We start from the raw sequence: 24,656 nt of genomic DNA, 5'->3' as shown, positions 1-24,656 counted from the left end.
TCGCAAGTACTGGTACTTGCTGTAGCGGAGTTTCGCGCAGGCTACGCTGGGCGGCTGCGTAAAAACAATCAAACAGCAACAGAGCCTGGTGCAAGCCGACCGTTCGTCGCTCTGGCTCAATGATTGCTTCTTCCGGTACGAAGACCCCTTCATGCAGTACGCGGGAGAACCATCATGCGTTATGCCATTCACCCGGTCTGGGTTACGACCCATCATCCCCAGCAGATTCGCTATGGCCTGTATGTCGTTGGCCCGCAGGGCGAACGCGAGCTGGCCAGTTCGGCTTCGCTGGACATGATCGAAGATGCACGCGAAGCCTTGCTGCAGGCGGCGGGCAATGACAACAAAGATAATCCGGATTGTGGTGGCGGGGGTATCTGATTGCAGCCTTTTAACCAATTGGGTTGCATGGCAATACCCTGTTAATTGATGTGTGCCTGGTGCACTTGGCTCCAGGTGCGGGGCAGCTCAAGGCCCTATCTGGCAAGGCATGGCGGCGAATTTAGCGAGCGGCTCGTGACACTCTTGATCCGGACTTCAGAAGTTTGAATTTCCGTAGGAGCGAGCTTGCTCGCGAAGCCTTGCTGATCGCGAACAAGTTCGCTCCTACGAGTCAAATCATCAGAGGGGTGGATCAATAGGCTAGATGCTCAGTTCCTGCAGGCTGCTCCAGGCCGCGCTGCCACTGGCCTGCGGCAAGAATTGCACCATCTGGGCGGCAAGCTGCGGCAAATCACTCCCGGCGGTCAGCCGCCATTCCCCGTCATACGTCCACCCGGCATGCAGCTCCGGTGCATCGTCGTCCTGACAGAGGCCGAACAGCAGGACATCGTAGCCGGCCAGTTCGGTCAGCACTTCCCGCTTGGCCGCGCGCGTTAGCCAATCATGCACGACCAGCACCTGCATGCCGGCCTGCAGCAGGGCAGGCAGGCAGTAATGCATGGCGCGTTGCCGGCAGGCGGCGTCAGCATTGCCCGTGCCGGCCAGCAGGTCGGTGGAAAACACCAGCAGCTGGGGCAGCGCGGGCTGCAGCGCCTGCAGGAGGCGCTGGCGCAATGGGGTCTCGCCGGCATTCAGCAGCAGGATTTGCTGTTTCACGTGAAACTCACTGCGGCTTGGCGGCGGTGTCTGCTTCGTCTTCGGGCGGACGTGCCCAGAACAGCCGGTCGGGGACCAGCAGGCCCATGCCGGGGCGGTAGGCGTGCGTGAGGGTTTGCTGCGTGTATTCCTGGGCTTCCTGTACGGCGACATTGATGTCGGCGCCATTGGCGAGCGCGCCGACCAGCGCCGCAGACAGCGTGGCGCCGGCGCCGTGAAAACGGCCGGGCAGGCGAGTCCAGCTGTCATTGCGCATGCGCCCCAGGCTGCTGTAGAGGCTGTTGCCGGTCTTGCTCGACGTATCCTGCGAGCCGGTGATCAGCACGAATTCGCAGCCAAGGGAAATCAGGCGCTGCGCGGCGACATCCAGCGGCAGCTCGGTTTGTTCATCCGGATCGTCGCTCGCCAGCATGCGCGCCGAGCGCACGTCCGGCGTGCAGATGGTCGAGTGCGGCAGCAGCAGGTCGCGCATTGCCGCAGCGATTTCTTCGGACTCCATGTCGTCCTGGTCCTGCACCATCAGCTGGGCATCCAGCACCAGCGGCACTTCGGGATAATCGGCGGCGATTTCGGCGATGACGGTGAGGTTTTCCACACTGCCGACCATGCCGACCTTGATGGCATCGATGCGGATGTCTTCCAGGATGAAGCGTGCCTGTTCCTCGACCTGTTCCGGGTCGATGGCGTGAAACTCCTGCACGCCATTGGTGTCCTGTACGGTGATGGCGGTAATGACCGGCAGCACGTGGCAGCCAAGTGACGACAGCGTCAGCACATCGGCCACCACGCCGGCGCCGCCGGACGGGTCGTTGGCTGTGAAGACAAGCACCACGGGGGGTGTAGGATTCATGGCTGGGCTGGAAGGTTGGGGTAAAATTGCATGGTATCGCACATTGCAAGGGGAAACGTATGAAGAAGTATATGTGCCTGATTTGTGGCTTCATCTATGACGAGGAAGCCGGTCGCCCCGAAGACGGCATCGTGCCGGGTACCCGCTGGGATGACGTGCCGCCGAACTGGACCTGTCCGGACTGTGGCGCGCGCAAGGACGATTTCGAGATGGTGGAAATCTGAAATGGTCCGGACGCGGATTATCACTTAAAATCCGCGTCAGCTTTACCCCTTATCGGATGAAAACAAACCATGAAAATCAATAAAGTATTGCTCGCCGTCCTGTGCGGCCTTGCCCTGAGCGGCTGCCAGTCCGTCAAGACCACCAAGGGTGGTGCGGTGGGCGCCGAGCGCTCACAAAACATGAGCATGCTGGTCAGCAGCGCCGAAGTCGAAGCGCAGGCCAACCAGACCTACCAGCAGATTCTTGCCGATGCGCAGGCGCGCGGCATTCTGAACCGTGATGCCAAGCAGACGGCGCGCATCCGCGCGATTGCCAATCGCCTGATCCCGCAAACCAAGGTGTTCCGCGACGACATCCAGAACTGGAAGTGGGAAGTCAACCTCATGACCAGCAAGGAGCTGAACGCGTGGTGTGCGGCTGGCGGCAAGATCATGTTCTACACCGGCATCATCGATACGCTGAAACTCACCGATGACGAAATCGCTGCCATCATGGGCCACGAAATGGCCCACGCGCTGCGCGAACACAGCCGCGAACGCGCATCGGACGCCGCCACCCAGAACCTGCTGTTCCAGACCACCTCGATTCTGACTGGCGGCAAGTACGACAATGCCATCGGCCTGGCGCAGGAAGGCACCAAGTATTTCTGGACTCTGCCCAACAGCCGCGAGCACGAAGCCGAGGCTGACCGCATCGGGGTCGAGCTGGCCGCGCGCGCCGGCTACAAGCCGGAAGCTGCCGTGAATGTCTGGCGCAAGATGCAGCAGGCCACCGGCAGCCAGCCGCCGGAATTCACCTCCACCCACCCGTCGGCCGAGTCGCGCATTGCCGACCTGACCGCGCAGATCGCCAAGGTGCAGCCGCTCTACGAAGCCGCGATTGCCCAGAACAAGAGCAAGCCGGCGCCGCAGAAAGCCACCACCAAGAGCAAGAAAAAGGCCAAATAAATGCCGTGGGTAAAAGCCTTGCACATCATCATGGTCGTCAGCTGGTTTGCCGGCCTGTTCTACCTGCCGCGGCTCTTCGTCAATCACGCGATGGCGAGCGAGCCTGCCGAGATCGCGCGCCTGAAGCTGATGGAGCGTAAGCTCTACCGCTTCATGACGCCGATCGGCGTGCTGGCGCTGGCGAGCGGCATCTGGATGTGGGGCTTTTACGGCTTTTACATGGGCGAAGGCTGGCGCTGGATGCACGCCAAGCTCTTGCTGGTGGCGCTGCTCGCCGCGTATCACGGCTGGTGCTGGAAGATTTACCGCGACTTTGCCGCCGACAAAAACACCCGCAGCCATGTCTGGTACCGCTTCTTCAACGAAGTGCCGGTGTTGATCCTGATTGCGGTGACGATACTGGTGGTGGTGAAGCCGTTCTGAGTGCTAGTACAGATTTGCGAATTTTCGGTCACTCAACTCTAACTCTCGCGTTTGATAGAACAGTGATGCAAACGGACTTCATGCAAGCATTTTTGAACCATGACCCCATCGAGGGTCTTGAGTTCGAGCACAATGACTATGTTTTGATAGTCAATGGTGTACATGCCGGTAAATTGGGTTCATTGGTCATGGTGCTTGAGCTATTGCCGGAGCCTAAATTTATTGTTGAGCTTGAAAGTGGTTTTGATGTTGAAGTTCTTCAATCTGAGTTGAGGTTGGCTCATAGTAGATAAGCCTGCCTGTAAAGTCGCAGGATGCCTCTGACAGCGGTGACAATTCTGGTGGTGATACCGTCCTTTCCGCCTAGCAAATCCCCGCACGGCGCGGCGCACACGGGTAAAATGCAGCCCTGGTGCGCCGTTTTCTTTGGCGCGACGAAAATCAGTAAAGCAAACGTTCCCGCGCTGCGTTGCTTCGCCTTGCCGTACTCTGGGTACTGTCTTCGGCTTTGCGCCTTGCGCGAACTCGTTTGCTCACTCGAGACAGCATGGCAACCGAAATCGAACGCAAATACCTGCTGGCCAGCGACGCCTGGCGGGCAGATGTCACCCAGTCCACGCGCATCGCGCAGGGCTATCTAAGCACCGAGCCGGGCCGCACCGTGCGCGTGCGCATCAAGGGCGATGGCGGTTTTCTGACCATCAAGGGCGCCAGCCTCGATGGCATGAGCCGCGCCGAATTCGAATACTCTGTGCCACTGGCTGACGCCGAAGCGATGCTGGCGCTGTGCCCCAGCGTGCTCGACAAAACCCGCCATCTGCTTGACGCTGGCAATGGTCTGGTCTGGGAAATCGACGAATTCCATGGCGAGAATGCCGGGCTGATCGTTGCCGAAATCGAATTGCCCAGCGTCGATGCCCCGGTGCCGCAGCCGGGCTGGCTGGGGGCAGAGGTCACCGGCGACAAGCGCTATTACAATAGCCAGCTGACCTTGAAGCCTTACTCGCAGTGGTGAGTTTCATTTAACACCCAACGCAGAGGCGCAGAGGCGCAGAGAAATGCGATCGGTTTGGGAAGGCCGTTCTGGCTCATCCAGCAAGGTGCTTTCCAGGAAACCGGATTTTTTTCTCTGCGTCTTTGCGCCTCTGCGTTGAGATTTTCAGGAGTTGCACATGTCACGTAACGAAGAACTGTTTGCTGCCGCGCAGCGCCATATTCCCGGCGGCGTGAATTCGCCGGTGCGGGCCTTCGGCTCGGTGGGCGGCACGCCGCGCTTTTTCGCCAAGGGCGAAGGGGCTTACGTGTGGGATGCGGACGGCCAGCGCTACATCGATTACGTCGGCTCCTGGGGCCCGCTGATTCTCGGCCACTGCCACCCGCAGGTGATCGAGGCAGTGGAAAAGGCCGCGCGCAACGGCATGAGCTTCGGCGCGCCGACCGCCGCCGAAATCGATCTCGCCGACCTCTTGTGCGAGCTGCTGCCATCGATTGAACAGGTTCGTCTCGTGTCCAGCGGCACCGAGGCGACCATGAGCGCGATCCGTCTGGCGCGTGGCTACACCGGCCGTGACAAGCTGGTGAAGTTCGAAGGCTGCTACCACGGCCACGCCGACAGCCTGCTGGTGAAGGCTGGCTCCGGTCTCTTGACCTTCGGCAATCCGTCCTCCGCCGGTGTGCCGGCCGCCGTGGCGGCCGACACCCTCGTGCTGCCGTACAACGACGTCGCCGCGCTGGAAGCGCTGTTTGCCGAGCAGGGCAGCCAGATTGCCGCGCTGATCGTCGAGCCGGTGGCCGGCAATATGAACCTCGTGCCGGCAACGCCCGAGTTTGTCGCCGCGATGCGCAAACTCACGCAAGACCACGGCGCGGTGCTGATCTACGACGAAGTGATGACCGGGTTTCGCGTTGGCCTCGGCTGCGCGCAGGGGCTGCACGGCATTACCCCCGACCTGACTTGTCTGGGCAAGGTGGTCGGCGGCGGCATGCCGCTGGCGGCCTTCGGCGGCCGGGCCGACATCATGGCCAAGCTCGCGCCACTCGGGCCGGTGTATCAGGCCGGCACGCTGTCGGGCAACCCGCTGGCCGTCGCTGCAGGTCTGACCACGCTGAACCTGATCCGCCAGCCGGGCTTTTTCGACGCACTGACGGCGCGCACCGCGCAACTGGCGGCCGGCTTCAACGCAGTCGGCCAGGAGCTGAATACGGCGTTTACCGCGCACAGCGTCGGTGGCATGTTCGGTGTGTACATGAGCGCCACTGCGCCGCAATCGTATGCCGATGTGATGGCCAGCGACCGCGCGCGTTTCAACGCCTTCTTCCACGCCATGCTCGGCGAAGGCGTGTACCTGGCGCCGTCGGCCTTCGAGGCGGGCTTTGTGTCTGCCGCGCATAGCGATGCCGACATCGCCGCGACCGTGGCGGCGGCGAAAGCCGTTCTGCAAAAGCTCAGTTAAAAGCCATCCACCACAGAGGCACAGAGCACACAGAGGAAAAACGTGGGACGCCGGTATGACGAGTTGCTGAGCTGGCTACCTAATCAGGACGTGAGAACAGATTTTCTCAGTGCCCCTCTGTGCCTCTGTGGTTCAACGTTTTGAGAAAACCATGCTGCAAGACCTGATCCGCCAACGAACTAATGGCATCGTGCTGTACGGCATCACCCCGCCCAAGGCGCAGAACACGCCGGAAAAAATCGCCGAGATCGCCGCGACGCAGGTCGAGCGCATCCGCAGCCTTGGCGTTGACGGACTGGTGCTCTACGACATCCAGGACGAGGCCGACCGCACCAGCGAAGCACGACCGTTTCCGTTTATCGAAACGCTCGACCCTGTAAGGTATGCGGCTGAACACCTCGCCAGTCTTGAGCTGCCGAAGATTAGCTATCGCTGTACCGCCAAATACTCGCCCGCGAGCTTCACCGCTTATCTGGAGGAACAGCAGCAGGGGCTGGCGGTGTTTGTCGGCGCCGCCTCGCGCCAGCAGCGCGTGACGCTGACCATGAACGACGCCTACGCGCTGCGCCAGCAATTCAATCCCGATCTGCTGCTGGGCGGCGTCGCCATCCCCGAGCGGCATCTGGTGAAGCAGGACGAGCATCTGCGCGTTGCCGCCAAGATGGCGCAGGGCTGCAGCTATTTCATTACCCAGTGCGTGTACAACGTCGAGGCGGCCAAAACCTTCCTCTCGGATTACTACTACCACTGCCGCGAGCATGGCATCGACATGGTGCCGATCATTTTCACCATCACGCCGTGTGGCTCGGTGAAAACGCTGCAATTCATGAAATGGCTGGGGATCAGCATCCCGAAATGGCTGGAAAACGACCTCAGCCACTCGGTCGACATTCTTGGCGATTCACTGCATGCCTGCCGCAGTATCTTCGCAGAGCTGATTGATTACGCGGCATCCAAGCTGATACCCATAGGCTGCAATGTGGAAAGCGTCGCGATCCGCAAGGACGAAATCGAAGCCTCGCTGCAGCTGGTGCGCGATGTGCAGGCGATGCTGGGGCGGGGCACAAGCAGCTAGAACGGGTGTTTGTGCCAGGCTGCCTGCACAGCGGTTTGTGCAGAATTTCCGCAGAAGTCGTTCACTTCATTGCAAGGCAGGTGGCTTGTCTCTCGACCATAATGGCTGCACCCGCCACCCCTGCGCGTGGCCTTAACGGAGGTGTATCCATGAGCAAGCCCCTGAAATTCGTCGGCCTGTGCGGCAGTCTGCGCAAGGCGTCCCGCAATGCCGGTCTGCTGCGCTATGCCGGCAGCCATGTGCCCGAAGGCGTACTGTTCGAAGTTGCCGAGATCGGCGATCTGCCCTTCTACAACGGCGACATCACCGAGAAGCCGGCGGCGGTGCAGCGGCTGGTCGAGCAGTTGCGCGGTGCCGATGCACTGGTGATTGCCTGCCCGGAATACAACTACTCGATGGCGCCGGCGCTGAAGAATGCGCTGGACTGGGCGTCGCGCGAGGCGGAAAGTCCGCTGGCCGGCAAGGCCGTGGCCATCATGGGCGCCGGTGGCGGCATGGGGACTTCGCGTGCGCAATATCATCTGCGGCAGACTTGCGTTTTCCTTGACCTGCATCCGCTGAACCGTCCGGAAGTATTTGCCAATGCCTTCAGCGCCAGTTTCAGCGAGTCGGGCGAGCTGGTGGACGAGAAAATCCAGGGCTTGATCGTGCAGCAGTTGCAGGCGCTGCAAGCCTGGGCGCTGCGCCTGCGTTGATACGTCATTTTCAAGGCGAAGCCGGGAAAACGGCATGAACGTAAAACGTGCTGCTGACGATGATGGGTACCGGGCTAGGCCTGGTGCTTGAGATCAGCTGGAAATCCGGCGCTTATTGATCCGGCCTTCCGAGGTTTGAATTTTCGCAGGAGCGAGCTTGCTCGCGAAGCGTTGCTTATCGCCAGCAAGCTCGCTCCTGCGCATGAAACATCAAAGGGCCGGATCAATGGTTGATTTACTGCGGGCTGATCCCGGCCAGCCCGTATTTCTTGCGGATGGCCGGCAGTGTGCCGTCCTGCTCCATGGTCTGCAAAGCCGTTTGCAGCTGTTGCCGCTTGCTGGCATCCAGCCGCTTGGCGGCGAGGAAATACAGCGCTTGCCGGTGGAATACCGTGGGCAGCATGCGCAGCCGCCTGTCGAGCCCGTCTTGCCGGATCAGCGCCTGCAGCAGCAATTCATCGCCATAAAGATAGCGCCCGCGCTGGGCGAGCAGCTTGCGCAGCATGACCTCGTTCTCGTTGCTGTTGTCATCGACGGCGATGCCCTGGCTTTTCAGCTTGTCGGCAAAGGTGGACATGCGGCGCGCCAGCACCGGGCTGGCACTGGCTGCCGTGCGCAGCTCTTCGAGACTGCTCACGTTGCCCGGATCGTCCTTGCGCACCAGCAGCCGGTGCCGGCTTTCCCACAGCGGATGCAGCAGGTCGGCGGCGGCCCGGCGCGCATCGGTGGCGCCAACCCCGCAAAGTATGTCCAGGCTGCCTTGCTGCAGCTCGACATCATGCAGCGCCAGCGACAGCGGCCGTTCCTTGCCGATGACATTCAGGCCCGGCAGCTTGCGCTCCAGCGCGCTCAGCAGCTCCGGGCAGGCGCCATGTGCCTGGTGCTGGGCATCGAGCGAGTAATAAGGCGGGGTATCGCGGGCGGCGGTGCGCAGCGTCCAGTTTTCGGCGTGCGCCACGCTGGTGAGGGCAAGACAAAGCAGCACGAAACTGGCACAACGCATGAGCGGCGCTCCGGAAATCATTCCGTCAGTATAAGCTGACGCGGCCCGCGACGCGTCAGCTTGCTGCGGCAAGCCGGCTCGTGTTGTATACGGTGACTGGTATTTTCTTGCAGATCAACGCCTTTTTGAGTTCATGGCATATACCCTGCATTATTCGTCCTGCTTGTCACCAGGGTCCAGGGCGTATTTCAGCTGGATGGCCCGGAGTCTGCCCGAAGCGCGCACTGCCTCGAAAGCACCTTGCAGTGTTTGCCGCGCCGTCGCCGGCAGGGCCTTGTCGACCACCAGATAGAGTGTTTCGCTGTGCAGGCGGGCGGGCAGAATGCGCAGCCGCTCCGCCATGCCCGGCTCGCGCTGCAGCACGGCCAGCTGCTGCTGGTCGGTGTAAATGAAACGCCCGCGCTGGCCGAGCAGCTTGCGCAGCATGCCGTCGTTGTCGCTGCTGCTGTCGTCGATGAGCACGCCGGCCAGGCGCAGGCGATCGGCGTACACGCTGCTGCGCTTGACGATGACCGGCTGCTCGCGCGAATGGGCTGCCAGCTCCTCAAGGCTGGCGATGCTGACCGGATCGTCGCGGCGCACCATGACCTTGTGCTGTGTTTGCCAGACGGGAATGAGGAAGTCGGCGATGGCCTCGCGCTGGGCGGTACGCCCGAGGCTGCACACCACATCAATGCGGCGCTGGGCCAGTGCTTTCTCGATCAGGCTCAGTGACATCAGCGTTTCGGTGCCAGTGAACACCAGGCCCGGTCTGGCATCGCTCATGGCCTGCAGCAATTCCGGACAGGCGCCGCGTGCCTTGCCGTCGCTGCCGATTTCATAAAACGGCGGCGTATGGCGGCCGTGGGTTGCCAGGGCAAGCGGATCGGCAGCCAGAGCCGGCAGCCAGCACAGCAGGGCGAGGCAGGAAGGAAGCAGGCGCATCGCGGATTTCTCCTGTGGATGGCTGCAGCCTAGCCGTTTTCGGCCGCGATGCTGACAGCGCCCGGCAAACGGCGGCGCGATCAGGCCATGCGGCCGCGCTTCATGCTCAGCTGCCGGTGGCCGGCCAATTGCCTGGCGGCACCGCCGCTGTGCTGCGCATGCGTCAGCGCCACGCCCAGCGCATCGGCGGCATCGGCCTGCGGGCGGCCGGTGAGGCGCAGCAGGCGCTGCACCATGTGCGCGACCTGGTCCTTGTCGGCGTGGCCGTTGCCGACCACCGCCTGCTTGACCTGCAGCGCGGTGTATTCCGCCACCGGCAAACTGGCCGCGACCAGGCCGGCGACGACGGCGCCGCGCGCCTGCCCCAGCATCAGCGTCGATTGCGGGTTGACGTTGACGAAGACGATTTCCACCGCGGCGATGTCGGGGCGATAGGTGTCAACGACCTGGCGTATGCCGTCGAGCAGGATTTTCACGCGTTCGGGCAGGCTGCCGCCCTGCGTGCGGATGCAGCCGGAAGCGACATACACCTGCTGGCTGCCGGCGACGTCGATGACGCCAAAACCGGTGATGCGCGAGCCGGGGTCGATGCCGAGGATGCGGGTGGGCGGGGCGGGGGTCACGATTGCGTGTCCAGAACAAGGGCGCTGGCTGCTGCCGGGACAGGCCCTGCCCTCATTGCGTATCGAAGCCGCCGCCCTTGGCGAAGGTCCAGGTGCGGGTGATGACCAGGTACTGCGCGGGCATGCCGGACGAATCGGTCGCCTTGATATCGGGCGGCAGCGGCGGGAAGGGCGAAGACAGCTTCAGAATGCGCAGTGCCTGCGCATCCAGCTCCGGATTGCCGGAAGACTTTTCGACGCTGGAGGACGCGATGCTGCCGTCGGCGGCGATTTCCACCGTGATGCGCAGCGTGCCGGCCAGCTTCTGGCCGCGGCTGTCGGTCGGGTAGGTCAGCGTACCGACGCGCTCGATCTTCTGGCGCCAGTTGTCGACATACATGGCGACGCTGGTCTGCTGGGCGCGCACGCCGACAAAGGCCTTGCGCGGCTTTTGCTGGTAGGCGTTGTAATTCTTGTCGATCTGCGCGGCCATGCCGGCAAGGTCGCGCGCCTGCTGCTTCAGCGTTTCCTGATCGATACCGCTGCCTTCCGGCTGCGCCTGTTGTGTCTTGTTGTCCTGGGCGGGAGCGTGGTGTTCGGATTTGATCCGCCGCATCAGCTCGGCGGCCTTTTGCTCAAGCTGTTTCTGCTCCTGCTGCTTTTGCTCGAGCTCGGTGGCCGGTGGGGCGTCCTTGGCCGGCAGCGGCGAGGTGGCGCGATGCTTGGCGTCGGTATTGCCGCCACCGTCGAGATTGCTCTGGGCGAGCACTTCGGCCTTGGCCGGGGCGGTATCGGTGCGCTGGTTGACCAGCACGACTTCCAGCGATTCGGTGGCCTTGGGGCGCTTGCGGCCCTCCAGGCCCAGACCGCGCAGCATCTCGATGCCTAGCACCGGCAACGCATGCACCACTGCAGAAAGCAGCACTGCAGCCACCATGATACGTTGCGAGCGATCCATACCCCGTCTTGCCAATCCGCCAGAATAACGGGCGAGTGTAGCACAGCTGGCACGCCGGCCAAGACCGGCTGACCGCTTGTAGTCAGGCCGTGGTATAAGTCCGACAAATGGCAAAAGTCCTGTTTACCCTTATTGCAATCGGGTGGCGACTTGATTAAGCTCCCTGCCCATTTAGAGCTTGGCAGACCGTGTAAGGAATGCCGGCGATTTCCAAGCTTTTCACGCGCGAGAACGATCCATGGCCAAACTGACGGAACAAGATATCCTCTCCTGGAACGGCCCCGAAGACGATTACATGAACGCCGATCATCTGGAGTTCTTCCGTGAACGCCTGCTGCAGATGAAAGCCGAGCTGCTGGCCAATGCCACGCAGACCAGCCAGCACCTGCAGGAGCAGGAAGCCACTCCCGACCCGGCCGACCGCGCCACCCTCGAAGAAGAGTATGCCCTCGAGCTGCGCACGCGTGACCGCGAGCGCAAACTGCTGCAGAAGATCGACTCCACCGTGCGCAAGATCGACTCCGGCGAGTATGGCTTCTGCGAGGACACCGGCGAGCCCATCGGGCTGGCGCGCCTCTTGGCCCGCCCGACCGCCTCGCTGTCGCTGGAAGCCCAGGAACGCCGCGAACGCCTGAAAAAGCAGTTCGCCGACTAAGGCATTCCGATGCCGCAATCCGTGCCGGACCGGCAGGAAGAGGCGCATCGCCTCGTTGCCGCCGTTGCCGGCCGCACCACCGCCATGCGCGTCAATGTGCTGGCCATCCTGCTTGCCACGCCCCACCCGCTGTCGCACCTCGACGTGCTGGCCGCGCTGGGCGAGGGGGTCGACCGCGTCACCGTCTACCGCGTGCTTGACTGGCTCACCGATGCCGGCCTCGCACACAAGCTGGCCGGTGATGACCGTGTCTGGCGTTTCGCCGCCGCTCACAGCACGCCCCATCATCACGCCCATTTCCACTGCCAGCACTGCGGCCGTTTCTACTGTCTGGATCAGATCAGCACCGAGCTGCCGGTGGTGCTGCCCAGCGGCTTTGTTGCCGAGCAGATCGAAATCACCATCAAGGGCGCCTGCGCCGATTGCCGGCGCTGATCGCGGCGGCTGCGCCGATCAAGATGGCCTATCACACCGATTGCCCGTGCAAACTGGACGGCTCAGGCCGAAAACGCTAATCTCGTTGCTTTGAAGAACAAGCTTGCCGGGTTGGCGCGATTGGCATTAACCCGTACCCGGCACCCAGCCGCAGAGAGACCAGCATGCACTACCAGACCGACGACGTACGCATCCGCGAAATCAAGGAACTTCTCCCGCCCGTGGCCGTGATCGAGAAGTTTCCGGTCAGCGAGCTGGGCTCCACCACCGTCTTCAATGCCCGCAATGCCATCCACAACATTCTGGCCGGCGACGACGACCGCCTGCTGGTCATCATCGGCCCCTGTTCGATCCACGATGTGAAATCCGCGCTGGAATATGGCGAGCGCCTGCTGCCCTTGCGCGAGAAGCTGAAAGACCGCCTCGAAATCGTGATGCGCGTGTATTTCGAAAAGCCGCGTACCACGGTTGGCTGGAAGGGCCTGATCAACGACCCGTACCTGAACGGCAGCTTCGCGATCAACGACGGCCTGCGCATCGCGCGCAAGCTGCTGGTCGATCTGAACAGCATGGGCCTGCCCACTGCTGGTGAATTCCTCGACATGATCACCCCGCAATACGTGGCGGACCTGATGAGCTGGGGCGCCATCGGCGCGCGCACGACCGAATCGCAGGTGCACCGCGAGCTGTCGTCCGGCCTGTCCTGCCCGGTCGGTTTCAAGAACGGCACCGACGGCAACCTGAAGATCGCCATCGATGCGATCAAGTCCGCCGGCCAGCCGCACCATTTCCTGTCGGTAACCAAATACGGCCACTCCGCGATTGTCGCCACCGGCGGCAACAAGGATTGCCACATCATCCTGCGTGGCGGCAAGGAGCCGAACTACGACGCCAACCACGTGCGCGCCGCCGCTGCCGACCTGGCCGCCGCCGGTCTGCCGCAGAAAATCATGGTCGACTTCAGCCACGCCAACAGCCGCAAGGATTTCCGCCGCCAGATGGAAGTCTGCAGCGACATTTCCGCCCAGCTGCGCGATGGCAACGACGCCATCTTCGGTGTGATGGTCGAAAGCCATCTGGTCGAAGGTCGTCAGGACGATGGCGCCGGCAAGGAGCTGTGCTACGGCCAGTCCATCACCGACGCCTGCATCGGCTGGGACGACACCGAAAAACTGCTGAACGAGCTGGCCGACGCCGTTGCGCATCGCCGTGCGCAGGCCAAGGTTGCCGCCTGATTGGCATTGCTGCCCTGAAAAAAACCCCGCTGCGGCGGGGTTTTTTGTGGCCGGAGGCGGGCCACTGAATGTCATGACTTTGATGGTATAGGGCTGCAGCCCTTTTTGATAAAAGCGTGTAGGCCTATACCTTGACTTCTTGGGGGCTAAGGGTTTTGAACAGTACCAGTGCGTCGACATAACCCAGTCGCGCATGGCGGAAGGCGCCGGGCAGTACGCCGACCTGCTCGAAACCCAGATGCCGCCACAGTCGCACCGCGCGGGTGTTGGTCGCGACGACCAGATTGAACTGCATCGCGCGAAAGCCCAACGCCAGCGCCGTCGCCTGCGAATGCACGCACATCGTCGTGGCAATGCCGCGCCCGCTGGCCGCCGGCGCCACCACATAGCCGCAGTTGCAGACATGGCTGCCAAGGCCGGTCTGGTTGGGCTTGATGTAATACGTGCCGACAATCGCGCCGTCTTCAGCGCAGGCGACAAAGGTTTGTTGCGGCACATCCAGCCAGGCATGGCGAATGTCTGCTTCGCTGCTGTCAGGCGGGAAGGGATAGCTGTCGCCGCTGGCAAAGGTCTGCTGCAGGATGGGCCAGACAGCGGGCCAGTCGGTGGCGGTAATGGGGCGGATCGTGATGGGCATGCGGCACCGGCGTTCGGGGAGGGAAACACCAGCATGGGGGCGAACGCCCGCGATCTCAATCCCGGCCCCGCAGGGAAAAGCGGGCGCCAGCCTTCACGGGCGCGTCAGGCAGGGCAGCGCGCCGGTCTTGGCCTTGTCTTGCAGCGCCTGCAGCCCTTGCAGATCGACCGGCTGCAGCTTCTCCTTGCGGAGCAGTTCCTGTATGGCCGGGTTGCGCCATGCATCGTAATCGGACAGGCGCAGCGTGAGGTCGGCAATTGCCCGCTCGGCGGCAGGGCTGTGCTCGGCCGGGTGGATGGCAATGTGGTTCAGCCCTGCCGGCAGCTCGGCCAGCAGGCGTGCATAGCCCGGATAGGGCTCGCCGCGCACGCGCTGCGCCGGGTTGTAATGCATCGAATAGGTATCCGGCGTCAGCACACCCTCACGCTGCAATTGCGCCGTGATCTTCTGCTGCCCGGCCAGCGCTTCGCGGTGGATTTGCGTGATCACCGGGTAGCCGGTTTCCCGGGGCAGGCTGAAGTAGAAGTCCAGCAGATCCGGGCGTGCCGCCCAGAACAGCATGTGCGCGTCGAGATGGCTGATGCGCAGCCCGGCGGCCTTGACCCTGGCGATTTGCGCACGGATTTCCTGTTTCACGTCATCCAGCTTCGCGTGCTTGCCGACTTCCTCGGTCGTTGCCCACAGCCGGCCTTGTGCGTTGTACAGCGAAGGCACTGCGCTTGCCGGCAGCACGCCGCCCCAGCCCTGTGCGGCCTGCCACTCGTTGGTCAGCGTCAGATGGACGCCGACGGCCTGCTTGCGTTCGGCCAGGGCCCGCGCCGTTGCCGCGAAATTGGGGGCGGGTGGCATGATGGATACCGACTGGATCTGCCGCGCATCGAGCAGCGCCAGCGCGGCGCGATCAAGATCCGGGTGCATGCCCAGATCATCGGCGTTCACCGTTATCAGTCGCGCCCCAGCCTCGTAACCGAGACATTCGGCCAGTGCGGTGGCGTGCGCGGCTGGCGACAGCAGCAAAGGGGCAAACAGGAGCGGAAGCAGACGGCGCGGCATGCTCGGCGTGGTGGCTGGGAACGGTGCTGGCAGTGTGCCTTGCCCTTGAAGTGCTGTCCATATTCTTACTGTTTCCTGATTGTGTCTCTCCTGCAGAAACCCTTTTTTCGTCATGCCCGCGAAGGCGGGCATCCAGAGCAACGCTTGATTTCACACCGTCATCTGGATTCCCGCGTACGCGGGAATGACGATTCTGAAGCAGAGACATAATCAGGTACTGTTTTGCCCGGGCTGATGAGCAAAACCGCCAGCCAGGAAAAGTTTCTGCGCCCGGGCCGGCTATAACGGTGAAAGTCAGGACGCAGGAGGGGGCAGATGACTGGCATTCTGGGCTGTACGACGCGGCCATATCAGCAGCTGGCGTTTCCCGCCGCCTGTGCCGCCATTGCCGCAGCCGGGATCAGTGAGCTGGCGGTGTATTACAGCGCCCGGCCCGGCGGGCCGGACGCGATTGTGCTGCATTCCGGCAGCACGCAGTCGGAAGTCGCGCAGGTGCGCGCGGTGGCCGCCGATGCCGGTTTGCGCCCCTCCATGCTGCTGGGGGGCTGGCATCCGGAGGCCGGCTTGCCGGCAGCCATCAGCGACTACTGCCGGCTCATCGATGTGGCGGCGGCCCTGGGCGTGCGCTGGCTGCTTGACTGCGGTTGTGACGAGCCGGCACTGCGCGCCGACTACATCGTGCTGATGCAGGCGGTGCTGCCGCATGCGGCACAGGCCGGTATCGGCATCACCCTCAAGCCGCATGGCGGCATTGCCCTGGGGCCTGCTGACTTGCTCGCGCTGCACGCGGCCATCGCGCATCCGGCTTTCAGCCTGTGCTTTGATCCCGGCAATTTCCTCTATTACAGCCAGGGCGCCATCCGCCCCGAGACGTGCGCGGCGCAGCTGGCGCCGTATTGCAGCAGCGCCATCATCAAGGATTGCACGCTCACGGCGGCCGGGCCGGATGTCATGATCACGCCGGGCGAAGGGCTGGTCGATTTTCCGCGCGTGCTGGGCGATCTGGTGCAGCACGGTTTTGCCGGCCCCTGCTATCTGGAATGTGTCGGGGGACAGTCCCTGCCGGTGATTGATGCCAATGTGCGTGCCAGCCGGCAGCTTGCGCTGGGCTGGCTGGCGCGGGCGACGACCGGCGACCGATGAATGGCCGCTCCTGCCGGGCGGCAGCTGGCCGTTCCACGTGAAACCGCGCTCACCCCATCGGCATGACCGAGCAGCATGATGCAGGGTATAGCCTTGCAACCATTGTGCTGAATTGCTTGCTGGCTATTACTTTGCCATGTATACGGCTTGATTCCTCGATAAGACGGGCAGGCGATGTGTTCCCGCCATGGGCAGGGCATGCAAGGTGATTTCTGGCAGCAAGGCGCGGCCTGCGAGGAAAAACCCTGCCAATAATATGGTTGTTTCTTGCGGCATTCTTCACTTAAGTGCAAATGACTCTGCTTATTGATTGTGTCTGCAGACAATCACCCGAAAGTCAGTTGAAATCATTCCTTCCGGCCACGCCTGTGGCCGGGATGCCTGCCGGAGATCGCCATGCCGCCTGCCGCCACTGCCGCGCTGCCCGGCATCAGTGAAAGCGAGGTCTGCTTTCGCCTGCTGGTGAATTGCGTGGAAGACTACGCGATCTACATGCTCGATCCGGAAGGCTGCGTGTGCAGCTGGAATGGTGGCGCGGAGCGGCTCAAGGGCTACAGTGCCGACGAAATCATTGGCCGGCATTTTTCGCTGTTCTACCCGCCGGATGGCGATGCACAGGCCCGCGCCATGCAGGAGCTGGCGATGGCCCGTGCCGCCGGCCGCTTTGCCTGTGAAGACTGGCGCATCCGCAAGGATGGCAGCCGCTTTCTGGCCGACATCGTGCTGACCCCCTTGCGTGACGAGGCCGGCGAGCTGCGCGGCTATGCCAAGGTCACGCGCGACATCAGCACGCGCAAGCGGCTGGAAGAGCGTTTTCACCAGGTGGTGCAGGAAGCGCCGAACGCGATGATCATGGTGAACGCCAGAGGGGCCATCACGCTGTTCAACCGGCTGGCCGAATCGCTGTTTGGCTATCGGCCCGACGAACTGCTGGGACTGCCCATGGAAAGGCTGGTGCCCGAGCGTTTTCGCCAGCAGCATGGCGCCCTGCGGCAGAACTTCCTGCACCACCCGGAGGCGCGACCCATGGGCGTCGGGCGTGACCTCTTCGGGCTCAGAAAGGATGGCAGCGAATTTCCCATCGAAATCGGCCTGAATCCCATCGATACGGAAGAAGGTCCCATGGTGCTCGCCGGCATCGTCGACATCACCTCGCGCAAGCAGGCCCAGCACCAGCTGGAGATGGCGCTGCAGGAAAAGACCACGCTGCTCAACGAAGTGCACCACCGGGTGAAAAACAATCTGCAGGTCATCATCAGCCTCCTGAACATGCAGACGCATTTCGTCGAAGAGGAAAGCACGCGCCACGTGCTGCAGGACAGCCAGGCGCGTGTCCGCTCGATGGCGCTGATTCACCAGCTGCTCTACGAGCGCCACGATTTTTCCAAGGTCGATCTGGGCGAATACCTGCAGCGCTTCAGCCAGCTGCTGCTGAGCAGCTACGGCTCGCTGGCGCGCAATATCCATTTCGAGCTCGATGCGCCGGTGGGTCTCGTCTGCATCGAGCTGCAGCGCGCCACGCCCTGCGGCCTCTTGATCAACGAACTGCTGACCAATGCCTTCAAGCACGCCTATCCGGATTCGGACGGCACGATCTGGATCACGCTGACCCTGCTGGACGACACCCATGCCAGCCTGGTGGTCGCCGACCACGGCGTGGGTCTGCGGCCCGATCTGTCGGGCGGGGCGAAATCACTGGGACTGCAATTGCTGCCGCTGCTCGCGGAGCAGATGGGTGCCGAGCTCACGCTCAGCGACAACCGGCCCGGCGTGCATGTCGAAGCCCGTTTTCCGATTTATGGCGCCGGAGAATGACCATGCAGAACATCCGCGTCCTGATCGTCGAAGACGAACGCATCATCGCCATGGACCTGAAGCTGCAGCTGCAGGCGCTGGGCTATACCGTGTGCGCCGTCGTGCCCAGCGGCCAGCAGGCCATCGACACGGCGGCCAGCACCATGCCCGATCTGGTGCTGATGGACATCCACCTCGAAGGCGCGATGGATGGCGTCGAGGCCGCGCGCACCATTCACCAGCAGCTGAAAATCCCCATCATCTTTCTGAGCGCCTATGCCGAAGACGCCACGCTGCAGCGTGCCGAAGAGGCCTTGCCCTACGGCTATCTGGTCAAGCCGGTATCGCCGCGCGAGCTGCACGCCACGCTGCAGATGGCCATGGTGCGCTTCAATATCCAGCGCCAGGCCGACGAGCAGGTCGAGCGTTTCTGCAAGGCCATGCAGGCGGCGCAACTGGAAGTGTGGGAGTGGCGCGTCGAAATCGACCAGCTGCAGGTCTATCCGCTGAACGACGGGCATGCCGCCAGCCTGGTGTCTCCGCTGAGCGAGCCCATCCGGCGCTTTCTGGCGCTGGTTGACGAGCGTGATGTCGATGACGTCGCCCGCGCGATCGAGCAGACCCGCGTCGAGGGCGGCAGCTTCAATGTCGTCTTTCGCGTGCGTGGCCAGGACACGCAGCAGCGCTGGATGGAGGCCCACGGCAAGCGCTTCGAGAATGGCGGCAGCTGCGATCGCATCATCGGCGTGATGCAGGACATCACCGAACGGCGGCTGACCGAAGAGCGCCTGCGCCAGGCCGTTACCGTGTTCGAGTCGACCGCCGAAGGCATTGCCATACTCGACGCGGCGCGCCGCGTCGTATCGGTGAATCCGGCGTTCACCCAGCTCACCGGCTATACGGCCGAGGAGGCCGAAAGCTGGCCCACGGTCGATGTGCTCTACCAGCAGCCGCACAGCCCGCAATTCATCGAGCAGCTGCAAAAGCAGGGCCGCGAGCAATGGCAGGGGAATGTCTGCTACCGCCACAAGAACCAGTCGCTGATCAATGTCTGGGAAAGCATCAGCGCCGTGCAGAATCCCGATGGGCAGCTCAGCAATCATGTGCTGGTGTTTTCCGACATCAGCGCCGTCGTTGCCGTGCAGGAGCAGCTTGATTTTCTTGCCAAACATGATCCGCTGACCAGCCTGTGCAACCGGCGCATGCTGCATGACCGGCTGGAGTACGAACTGGCGCAGGCCCTGCGCCGGCGCAAGATGGTCGCCGTGCTGCTGATCGACCTCGACCACTTCAAGACCATCAATGACACGCTGGGTCACGGCAATGGCGATCAGCTGCTCATGACCATTGCCGTGCGCCTGCAGGGCTGCGTGCGCGCCAGCGATACCGTGGCGCGGCTGGGCGGCGACGAATTCTGCATCGTGCTGGGCGACATCGCCGCGCTGGGCGATGTGGACCAGGTGGCGCGCACCATTCTCGCGCGGCTGGCCGAGCCCGTCACACTGGCGCGCATGACCTGTTATGTGACCGGCAGCATCGGCATCGCCATGGCCCCGACCGATGGCATGGAGGTGGATGCGCTGCTGCGCAATGCCGACCAGGCCATGTACGGCGCCAAGCATTCCGGCCGCAACAGTTACTGTTTCTACGCACCCTTCATGCAAAAGGCCGCCGAAACCCGGCTGCGCATTTCCAGCGGCCTGCACGAAGCGCTCGAGCGCGAGCAGTTCTGTCTGGAATACCAGCCCATCGTCGATCTGGCCAGCGGGCACGTGCACAAGGCCGAAGCGCTGCTGCGCTGGCAGCACCCCGAGCATGGCAGCATCAGCCCGGCAGCCTTTATTCCGATTGCCGAGGAATGCGGGCTGATCGGCCGCATCAGCGACTGGGTGCTGGGCCAGGTACTCAGCGACCTTGCCCGCTGGCGGCACGAGCTGCTGCCGCAGCTGCAGATCAGCATCAATGTCTCCGCCGTGCATTTTCGCGACCCGCGCAACCATGAGCGCTGGCTGGCGCAGATCGCCGCCGCCGGGCTCGGGGCCGGGGCGCTGGTGCTGGAAATCACCGAAGGCCTGCTGCTGGATGCCGACAGTGATGTGCAGCAGGCCCTGCAGCGCTATCACGCGCAGGGCCTGGCCATTGCACTGGACGATTTCGGTACCGGTTACTCGGCGCTTTCCTATTTGAAGAATTACGAGCTGGACTATCTGAAGATCGACCAATCCTTCCTGCGCCAGATCGCCCAGAACAACAAGGACCATGCCCTGTGCGAGGCCATCGTCGTCATGGCGCACAAGCTGGGCCTGCAGGTGGTCGCCGAAGGCGTGGAAACGCCGGAGCAGGCAGCGATCCTGCAGGCTGTGGCCTGCGAGTATGTGCAGGGTTTTCTCTACTCCCGCCCGCTGTCGCCCGCGCGTTTTGCAGCCTTGCTGCACGAACAGGCGCAGCAGGCTGCAGACGCCGGGCGTTGAGTGCGCTTCACCGGTGGCGCGTATCCGGCAGCGCCAGCGCGATCAGCCCGCTAAGCGGCAGCCAGGCGCACAGCTGGTAAATGCCGACGATGCCCCAGCGGTCGGCCAGCCAGCCCAGCAGCGCGGCCGCCAGCCCGGCGATGCCAAAGGCCAGCCCGAAGAACAGCCCCGAAATCGTGCCGACCTTGCCCGGCACCAGCTCCTGCGCGAAAACCAGAATTGCCGAGAACGCCGACGACAGGATGAAGCCGACCGCCATGCTCAGCAGCAGTGTGCCGGTGAGCCCCGCATGGGGCAGCAGCAGCGCGAAGGGAATGGCGCCCAGTACGGACAGCCAGATCACGCTGCGCCGGCCGATGCGGTCGCCCAGCGGCCCGCCCAGCAGCGTTCCGGCTGCCACGGCGAACAGGAAGCCGAACAGGTAGAGCTGCGCATTGCGCGCGTCGAGCGCAAAATGCTGCATCAGGTAGAAGGTGAAGTAGCTGTGCAGGCTGGCCAGATAGGTGTACTTGCCGATCACCAGGCCGATCAGCACGGCCAGCGCGAGCCGGGTGTTGGCCGGCGACAGCGGTGGTGTGCTCGGGCGTGCCGAGCGCGGCGCCGGCGCGGCCAGGTGGGCGCGATACCAGTTGCCGACCTGCCAGAGCACGACGATGGCCAGCAGCGCCGCCAGCGCGAACCAGGCCACGCTGTGCTGGCCCCCGGGCAGGATGATCAGCGCCGCGAGCAGCGGCCCGGCCGCCGTGCCGCCATTGCCGCCGAGCTGGAACAGCGACTGCGCGAAGCCGTGGCGCCCGCCCGAGGCCAGGCGCGCCACGCGCGACGATTCCGGGTGAAAGATGGCCGAGCCGGTGCCCACCAGCGCGGCGGCCAGCAGCAGCAGCGGCAGTGTCGTCGCCTGCGACAGCAGCAAGAGGCCCAGCAGCGTTGCCCCCATGGCGAGCGGCAGCGCACGCGGCATCGGCCTGCGGTCGGTCACCAGGCCCACCAGCGGCTGCTGCAGCGAGGCCGTGCACTGGTAGGTGAAGGTCAGCAGGCCGATTTCGGCAAAGCTCAGGTGGTAATTGCCCTTCAGGATGGGATACAGCGCCAGGATCAGCGACTGCATCATGTCGTTGAGAAAGTGGGCGAGGCTGATAGCCGTCAGCACCCGGTAGCGGGTGTCGCCGCGACCGGATGCCGCTGGCAGGGTGGCGCTGTTGCTGCTCATGATGGCGGTGCTCCGTGCAATGAACGGGAAAAGGAAGCGGGCCTGCGCAGGGACATATCGCTTGTGAACACAGGCTAAATGGTATGCTCATGCCTGTCTTGCCGGATTGTGGCGTCAACTATCGAGAAAGCGGCATGAGCCAAGCCCAGAATTCCCCCATGGCGCCGATTGCCGACATTGGTCCGCCCCCGGCCATGGCCGATGGTCTCCTGATCGGCAAGTCGGAAACCTACCCGGCCGGCACCGCGACCATTCGCCACACGCATCCGGTGGCGCAGCTGCTGTTTGCCATCGAGGGCGTGATGAAGGTGGAAACCCCCGCCGGCCAGTGGGTGGCGCCGCCGAGCCGCGCGATCTGGATTCCGCCGGGCGAGTGGCACGAGGTGCACATGCTCAGCCGCGTGCAGGTGCGCAGCGTCTATGTGCGTTCCGACGCGGTGCAGGCGATGCCGGGCGAATGCGCGGTGCTGGCGGTGACGCCGCTATTGCGCGAGCTGCTGCTCGTCGCCGTGCAGCTGCAGCCACCGCACGCGCCGGGCAGCCGGGCCGAGCGGCTGATCCATGTGCTGCTGGATGAATTGCAGGTGCTGCCTACCGTGCCGCTGGCGCTGCCCGTTCCCGACGACCCGCTGCTGCGACCGCTGTGCGAGGCGCTGCGCGCCGCGCCCGACGATGCGCGCACGACGGCGGACTGGGCCGCGCGGCTGGGCATCGACACCCGCACGCTGCAGCGGCGTTTTCAGAAGGCGACCGGAATGAGCTTTGGCGAATGGCGGCGCCAGGCGCGGCTGCTGTTCGCGCTGCAGCAGCTCGCCGCCGGCCGCCGCGTGCTCGACGTGGCGCTCGACGCCGGCTACGCCAGCCCCAGCGCCTTTACCGCGATGTTCCGCCGCCAGTTTGGCGCGACGCCCAGCGCCTTCTTTGCCGTGGCCGCTTAGCGCAAGCAAGGCCGCATCGGGCCGGCACACCCGGGCGGCTGTTGCTTGCCGGGCAGTGACGGTGTTGTTCCGCTCAGACCCGCAGCCGGCCTATGCCCTGCTGGATGCGGTCGACGGTGCTTTCAATGTCCAGCGCCAGGCTGGCCACACGGCCGACCAGTTCGTCGTTCTCGCGCGCTGCAGCGGCCACATCACCCACTTGCGTGCCGATGTCCTGCGCCGCATCGGCCTCGCTGGCCAGACCGTTGGCAATGCTCGAAACCACGCTGACGGCTTCCTGCGCCGAGCCGGCAATGGTATTGACCGCCGCGCCGGCCTGGCCGGCCAGCGTGACGCCGCGCTCCACCGAGTCCACCATGCTGCCCATGCTGGCTACGGCCATTGCCTTGCTGTCCTGGATGCCCTGGATCACCCCCTGGATTTCCGTCGTCGCCTGGCCCGTGCGTTCGGCCAGTTGCCGAACCTCGTCGGCGACCACGGCGAAGCCGCGTCCCTGCTCGCCCGCGCGCGCGGCCTCAATGGCGGCATTGAGCGCCAGCAGATTGGTTTGCGCGGCGATGCCCTGGATCACGCTGACGATGCCGGCTACCTTGTCGGTGGCCGCACCCAGTGCTTCAATGCGCGTCACCGTGTCACCGATGACGGCAGACATCGCCGCCATTTCGGCCATCGTGGCCTGGATTTCCTGCTGGCCTTCGCTGGCCATGTGTTCGGTGGCCGTGGTGATCCGGTCGGCATGCTGGGCATTGTCGCTGCTGACTGCCACGCTTTGCACCAGGCCCTGCGCACGCTCGGCCATCTGCACCGCCGTGCGGCTCTGGCGCGCGGAGTGCTGTTTCACCGTTTGCGACAGGCTGGACAACTCGCCGCAGCGTGCGCGAATTGCCGTCGTCTCGCGTGCGACGGTGCCAATCAGGGTTGCCAGCGACTGCTGCATCTCGACCACCGCATCGAAGAGCGGGCTGTGTTCTTCATTGGGCAACTCGATGCGGGTGGCCAGATCGCCCTTGCCGATGGTTTCCGCCAGCATCGCCACCGCCGCCGCTTCGATGCTCTCGTTGCGCATGCGCCGTGCGAACAGCACCAGCACGCCCGTTTCGGCGACGACAAAGGCGGCGTGGATCAGCACGATCCAGAAATTGCCGGTGGACGGGTAGGCAAACACCGGCAGCTGGTTGAGCTGCAAAAAGTAGAAGCTGACGTGATGCACGGCAATCACCGCGGCCGCCAGCACAATCGGTTTCCAGTCGCGGTAGTACAGCAGGAAAGCCAGAAAGCAGAAGATCGCGAAATGGAATTCCAGCATCCCGCGCGCCTGGTGGATCATCAGCGCCGCAAACATCATCAGAGACACCGCGACGGCCAGCCGCGTCGTCAGTGCACCGGGCGGCGACATGCGCTGCAACAGCGTTGGCACCAGAGCGGCCGGCAGCCCGACCAGCACCAGCTCCAGCCAGCTGCCGTACCAGCCGGCCAGCCCGGTACTCAGCAGCAGCAGGATCCACAGTGCAATGATCAGCACCTGGTCGGCCGCACCGCGCAGCAGGCCGACGCGCTGCTGGATGGACATGATGGATGCGCTCATGGCTTGCTCCGGCAATGAGGGAAAACGGGGAGGCGCTTCACGCACCGCACAGGCGCAGCCCGAAGCGCTGCACAGCTTGCCAGTTCAGCAGCAGCAGCAGGGCGAGTGCATACAACAGCCAGCCCCAGAACAGCAGGCGGGGCAGCCAGACAGCGGGCGCGGAATCGGGCGTCATGGCGGCAGTGTCGTGAAGGGATTGTTGCAGTGTAGAGCGCGGCACCGCGCTTGTCAGAATTGATCGGGCGTT

The 24,656-nt window shown here is 63.6% G+C and carries 27 protein-coding genes; 16 read left to right on the top strand and 11 right to left on the bottom strand.

The annotated features are described in order from the left end of the window. The first annotated feature begins 174 nt into the window (after positions 1-174). Positions 175-381 (top strand): hypothetical protein, encoded by a 207-nt coding sequence (locus tag C515_RS0100425; protein ID WP_028453913.1) that lies wholly within the window; start codon positions 175-177, stop codon positions 379-381. Between the two features lie 261 nt (positions 382-642). Here C515_RS0100425 and C515_RS0100420 read toward each other — a convergent pair whose 3' ends face one another. Together C515_RS0100420 and thiD are read right to left on the bottom strand one after the other, a co-directional pair. Next, entirely contained in the window at positions 643-1,098 is a 456-nt protein-coding gene (locus tag C515_RS0100420) for a hypothetical protein (protein WP_028453912.1), read from the bottom strand. A 7-nt stretch (positions 1,099-1,105) separates the two neighbouring features. Next, entirely contained in the window at positions 1,106-1,948 is an 843-nt protein-coding gene (gene thiD, locus C515_RS0100415) for a bifunctional hydroxymethylpyrimidine kinase/phosphomethylpyrimidine kinase (RefSeq protein WP_028453911.1), read from the bottom strand. A gap of 59 nt (positions 1,949-2,007) precedes the next feature. Here thiD and C515_RS0100410 point away from each other — a divergent pair, with 59 nt between their 5' ends. The 8 genes from C515_RS0100410 (at position 2,008) to C515_RS0100375 (ending at position 7,766) form a co-directional block, all read left to right on the top strand. Continuing rightward, on the top strand, positions 2,008-2,172 hold the full coding sequence (locus tag C515_RS0100410; RefSeq protein ID WP_028451696.1) for a rubredoxin: 165 nt from the start codon (positions 2,008-2,010) through the stop codon (positions 2,170-2,172). Between the two features lie 69 nt (positions 2,173-2,241). After that, on the top strand, positions 2,242-3,120 hold the full coding sequence (locus C515_RS0100405; RefSeq protein WP_043647576.1) for a M48 family metallopeptidase: 879 nt from the start codon (positions 2,242-2,244) through the stop codon (positions 3,118-3,120). Next, positions 3,121-3,543, top strand: a complete 423-nt coding sequence (locus tag C515_RS0100400) for a CopD family protein (RefSeq protein ID WP_028453909.1) — start codon at positions 3,121-3,123, stop codon at positions 3,541-3,543. 65 nt (positions 3,544-3,608) lie between these two features. Continuing rightward, positions 3,609-3,836, top strand: coding sequence for a hypothetical protein (locus C515_RS0100395; RefSeq protein ID WP_028453908.1), 228 nt, complete (start codon positions 3,609-3,611; stop codon positions 3,834-3,836). 254 nt (positions 3,837-4,090) lie between these two features. Continuing rightward, positions 4,091-4,558 carry a CYTH domain-containing protein gene (locus C515_RS0100390; RefSeq protein WP_028453907.1) on the top strand — a complete coding sequence of 156 codons (468 nt, stop codon included), beginning with the start codon at positions 4,091-4,093 and terminating at the stop codon, positions 4,556-4,558. 157 nt (positions 4,559-4,715) lie between these two features. Then, positions 4,716-5,996: a glutamate-1-semialdehyde 2,1-aminomutase gene (gene hemL / locus C515_RS0100385; protein WP_028453906.1), complete on the top strand. Its 1,281-nt coding sequence runs from the start codon at positions 4,716-4,718 to the stop codon at positions 5,994-5,996. A 151-nt stretch (positions 5,997-6,147) separates the two neighbouring features. After that, the gene (locus C515_RS0100380) at positions 6,148-7,071 is read left to right on the top strand and encodes a methylenetetrahydrofolate reductase (protein WP_028453905.1); all 924 of its coding nucleotides are present in this window, start codon (positions 6,148-6,150) and stop codon (positions 7,069-7,071) included. A 149-nt stretch (positions 7,072-7,220) separates the two neighbouring features. Further along, positions 7,221-7,766, top strand: a complete 546-nt coding sequence (locus C515_RS0100375) for an NADPH-dependent FMN reductase (protein ID WP_043647573.1) — start codon at positions 7,221-7,223, stop codon at positions 7,764-7,766. 235 nt (positions 7,767-8,001) lie between these two features. Here the strand turns inward: C515_RS0100375 and C515_RS0100370 are convergent, their stop codons facing one another. The 4 genes from C515_RS0100370 to C515_RS0100355 form a co-directional block, all read right to left on the bottom strand. Beyond that, positions 8,002-8,769, bottom strand: coding sequence for a substrate-binding periplasmic protein (locus C515_RS0100370; protein WP_028453903.1), 768 nt, complete (start codon positions 8,767-8,769; stop codon positions 8,002-8,004). A gap of 150 nt (positions 8,770-8,919) precedes the next feature. Beyond that, positions 8,920-9,693 carry a substrate-binding periplasmic protein gene (locus C515_RS0100365; RefSeq protein WP_028453902.1) on the bottom strand — a complete coding sequence of 258 codons (774 nt, stop codon included), beginning with the start codon at positions 9,691-9,693 and terminating at the stop codon, positions 8,920-8,922. A gap of 80 nt (positions 9,694-9,773) precedes the next feature. Continuing rightward, positions 9,774-10,316, bottom strand: coding sequence for a crossover junction endodeoxyribonuclease RuvC (gene ruvC / locus C515_RS0100360; RefSeq protein ID WP_043647571.1), 543 nt, complete (start codon positions 10,314-10,316; stop codon positions 9,774-9,776). Between the two features lie 52 nt (positions 10,317-10,368). Further along, complete coding sequence (locus C515_RS0100355; RefSeq protein ID WP_081686664.1) at positions 10,369-11,253, bottom strand: energy transducer TonB; 885 nt, start codon at positions 11,251-11,253, stop codon at positions 10,369-10,371. A gap of 238 nt (positions 11,254-11,491) precedes the next feature. On the opposite strand from C515_RS0100355, the gene dksA reads away from it, so the two are divergent. From dksA to aroG, 3 genes are all read left to right on the top strand, one after another. Continuing rightward, positions 11,492-11,908 carry an RNA polymerase-binding protein DksA gene (gene dksA / locus C515_RS0100350; RefSeq protein ID WP_028453899.1) on the top strand — a complete coding sequence of 139 codons (417 nt, stop codon included), beginning with the start codon at positions 11,492-11,494 and terminating at the stop codon, positions 11,906-11,908. Between the two features lie 9 nt (positions 11,909-11,917). Next, on the top strand, positions 11,918-12,343 hold the full coding sequence (locus tag C515_RS0100345) for a Fur family transcriptional regulator (protein ID WP_028453898.1): 426 nt from the start codon (positions 11,918-11,920) through the stop codon (positions 12,341-12,343). 164 nt (positions 12,344-12,507) lie between these two features. Next, a complete protein-coding gene (gene aroG / locus C515_RS0100340) occupies positions 12,508-13,578 on the top strand; it encodes a 3-deoxy-7-phosphoheptulonate synthase AroG (protein WP_028453897.1) in 1,071 nt (356 codons plus the stop codon). 124 nt (positions 13,579-13,702) lie between these two features. Here aroG and C515_RS0100335 read toward each other — a convergent pair whose 3' ends face one another. Both C515_RS0100335 and C515_RS18795 read right to left on the bottom strand, forming a co-directional pair. Further along, positions 13,703-14,215 carry a GNAT family N-acetyltransferase gene (locus C515_RS0100335; RefSeq protein ID WP_028453896.1) on the bottom strand — a complete coding sequence of 171 codons (513 nt, stop codon included), beginning with the start codon at positions 14,213-14,215 and terminating at the stop codon, positions 13,703-13,705. Between the two features lie 93 nt (positions 14,216-14,308). Then, positions 14,309-15,268: a polysaccharide deacetylase family protein gene (locus tag C515_RS18795; protein ID WP_051304466.1), complete on the bottom strand. Its 960-nt coding sequence runs from the start codon at positions 15,266-15,268 to the stop codon at positions 14,309-14,311. A 315-nt stretch (positions 15,269-15,583) separates the two neighbouring features. Between C515_RS18795 and C515_RS22065 the strand changes: the two genes are divergently transcribed. The 3 genes from C515_RS22065 (at position 15,584) to C515_RS0100315 (ending at position 20,676) form a co-directional block, all read left to right on the top strand. Continuing rightward, positions 15,584-16,411, top strand: a complete 828-nt coding sequence (locus C515_RS22065) for a sugar phosphate isomerase/epimerase family protein (RefSeq protein WP_028453895.1) — start codon at positions 15,584-15,586, stop codon at positions 16,409-16,411. Between the two features lie 396 nt (positions 16,412-16,807). Next, a complete protein-coding gene (locus tag C515_RS18780; RefSeq protein WP_081686662.1) occupies positions 16,808-18,226 on the top strand; it encodes a sensor histidine kinase in 1,419 nt (472 codons plus the stop codon). Between the two features lie 2 nt (positions 18,227-18,228). Beyond that, on the top strand, positions 18,229-20,676 hold the full coding sequence (locus tag C515_RS0100315; protein ID WP_028453894.1) for a two-component system response regulator: 2,448 nt from the start codon (positions 18,229-18,231) through the stop codon (positions 20,674-20,676). A 7-nt stretch (positions 20,677-20,683) separates the two neighbouring features. On the opposite strand, the gene C515_RS0100310 is transcribed toward C515_RS0100315, so the two are convergent. Continuing rightward, positions 20,684-21,886, bottom strand: a complete 1,203-nt coding sequence (locus tag C515_RS0100310; protein ID WP_028453893.1) for an MFS transporter — start codon at positions 21,884-21,886, stop codon at positions 20,684-20,686. A gap of 134 nt (positions 21,887-22,020) precedes the next feature. Between C515_RS0100310 and C515_RS0100305 the strand changes: the two genes are divergently transcribed. Beyond that, a complete protein-coding gene (locus tag C515_RS0100305; RefSeq protein WP_245574966.1) occupies positions 22,021-22,824 on the top strand; it encodes an AraC family transcriptional regulator in 804 nt (267 codons plus the stop codon). 73 nt (positions 22,825-22,897) lie between these two features. Here C515_RS0100305 and C515_RS18775 read toward each other — a convergent pair whose 3' ends face one another. Both C515_RS18775 and C515_RS23930 read right to left on the bottom strand, forming a co-directional pair. Beyond that, positions 22,898-24,409 carry a methyl-accepting chemotaxis protein gene (locus C515_RS18775; protein WP_051304465.1) on the bottom strand — a complete coding sequence of 504 codons (1,512 nt, stop codon included), beginning with the start codon at positions 24,407-24,409 and terminating at the stop codon, positions 22,898-22,900. Between the two features lie 37 nt (positions 24,410-24,446). Then, positions 24,447-24,584 (bottom strand): hypothetical protein, encoded by a 138-nt coding sequence (locus C515_RS23930; RefSeq protein ID WP_158380752.1) that lies wholly within the window; start codon positions 24,582-24,584, stop codon positions 24,447-24,449. Positions 24,585-24,656: the final 72 nt, after the last annotated feature.

The sequence above is a fragment of the Chitinilyticum litopenaei DSM 21440 genome (assembly GCF_000428145.1).
GTDB classification, from domain to species: Bacteria; Pseudomonadota; Gammaproteobacteria; order Burkholderiales; family Chitinibacteraceae; genus Chitinilyticum; species Chitinilyticum litopenaei.
The sequence above is the reverse complement of the archived record's forward strand: the minus strand, read 5'-3'. Positions and strand labels throughout refer to the sequence as shown.

Coding starts and splice junctions, on each gene's coding strand:
- C515_RS0100310 (WP_028453893.1), bottom strand. CDS start 21,886: ATGAGCAGCAACAGCGCCACCCTGCCAGCGGCATCCGGTCGCGGCGAC.
- dksA (WP_028453899.1), top strand. CDS start 11,492: ATGGCCAAACTGACGGAACAAGATATCCTCTCCTGGAACGGCCCCGAA.
- C515_RS18775 (WP_051304465.1), bottom strand. CDS start 24,409: ATGAGCGCATCCATCATGTCCATCCAGCAGCGCGTCGGCCTGCTGCGC.
- thiD (WP_028453911.1), bottom strand. CDS start 1,948: ATGAATCCTACACCCCCCGTGGTGCTTGTCTTCACAGCCAACGACCCG.
- C515_RS0100425 (WP_028453913.1), top strand. CDS start 175: ATGCGTTATGCCATTCACCCGGTCTGGGTTACGACCCATCATCCCCAG.
- C515_RS0100305 (WP_245574966.1), top strand. CDS start 22,021: ATGAGCCAAGCCCAGAATTCCCCCATGGCGCCGATTGCCGACATTGGT.
- aroG (WP_028453897.1), top strand. CDS start 12,508: ATGCACTACCAGACCGACGACGTACGCATCCGCGAAATCAAGGAACTT.
- C515_RS0100345 (WP_028453898.1), top strand. CDS start 11,918: ATGCCGCAATCCGTGCCGGACCGGCAGGAAGAGGCGCATCGCCTCGTT.
- C515_RS18795 (WP_051304466.1), bottom strand. CDS start 15,268: ATGCCGCGCCGTCTGCTTCCGCTCCTGTTTGCCCCTTTGCTGCTGTCG.
- C515_RS0100400 (WP_028453909.1), top strand. CDS start 3,121: ATGCCGTGGGTAAAAGCCTTGCACATCATCATGGTCGTCAGCTGGTTT.
- C515_RS0100380 (WP_028453905.1), top strand. CDS start 6,148: ATGCTGCAAGACCTGATCCGCCAACGAACTAATGGCATCGTGCTGTAC.
- C515_RS0100365 (WP_028453902.1), bottom strand. CDS start 9,693: ATGCGCCTGCTTCCTTCCTGCCTCGCCCTGCTGTGCTGGCTGCCGGCT.
- C515_RS23930 (WP_158380752.1), bottom strand. CDS start 24,584: ATGACGCCCGATTCCGCGCCCGCTGTCTGGCTGCCCCGCCTGCTGTTC.
- C515_RS0100355 (WP_081686664.1), bottom strand. CDS start 11,253: ATGGATCGCTCGCAACGTATCATGGTGGCTGCAGTGCTGCTTTCTGCA.
- C515_RS0100405 (WP_043647576.1), top strand. CDS start 2,242: ATGAAAATCAATAAAGTATTGCTCGCCGTCCTGTGCGGCCTTGCCCTG.
- C515_RS0100315 (WP_028453894.1), top strand. CDS start 18,229: ATGCAGAACATCCGCGTCCTGATCGTCGAAGACGAACGCATCATCGCC.
- hemL (WP_028453906.1), top strand. CDS start 4,716: ATGTCACGTAACGAAGAACTGTTTGCTGCCGCGCAGCGCCATATTCCC.
- C515_RS22065 (WP_028453895.1), top strand. CDS start 15,584: ATGACTGGCATTCTGGGCTGTACGACGCGGCCATATCAGCAGCTGGCG.
- C515_RS0100375 (WP_043647573.1), top strand. CDS start 7,221: ATGAGCAAGCCCCTGAAATTCGTCGGCCTGTGCGGCAGTCTGCGCAAG.
- C515_RS0100395 (WP_028453908.1), top strand. CDS start 3,609: ATGCAAACGGACTTCATGCAAGCATTTTTGAACCATGACCCCATCGAG.
- C515_RS0100370 (WP_028453903.1), bottom strand. CDS start 8,769: ATGCGTTGTGCCAGTTTCGTGCTGCTTTGTCTTGCCCTCACCAGCGTG.
- C515_RS0100335 (WP_028453896.1), bottom strand. CDS start 14,215: ATGCCCATCACGATCCGCCCCATTACCGCCACCGACTGGCCCGCTGTC.
- C515_RS0100390 (WP_028453907.1), top strand. CDS start 4,091: ATGGCAACCGAAATCGAACGCAAATACCTGCTGGCCAGCGACGCCTGG.
- C515_RS0100410 (WP_028451696.1), top strand. CDS start 2,008: ATGAAGAAGTATATGTGCCTGATTTGTGGCTTCATCTATGACGAGGAA.
- C515_RS18780 (WP_081686662.1), top strand. CDS start 16,808: ATGCCGCCTGCCGCCACTGCCGCGCTGCCCGGCATCAGTGAAAGCGAG.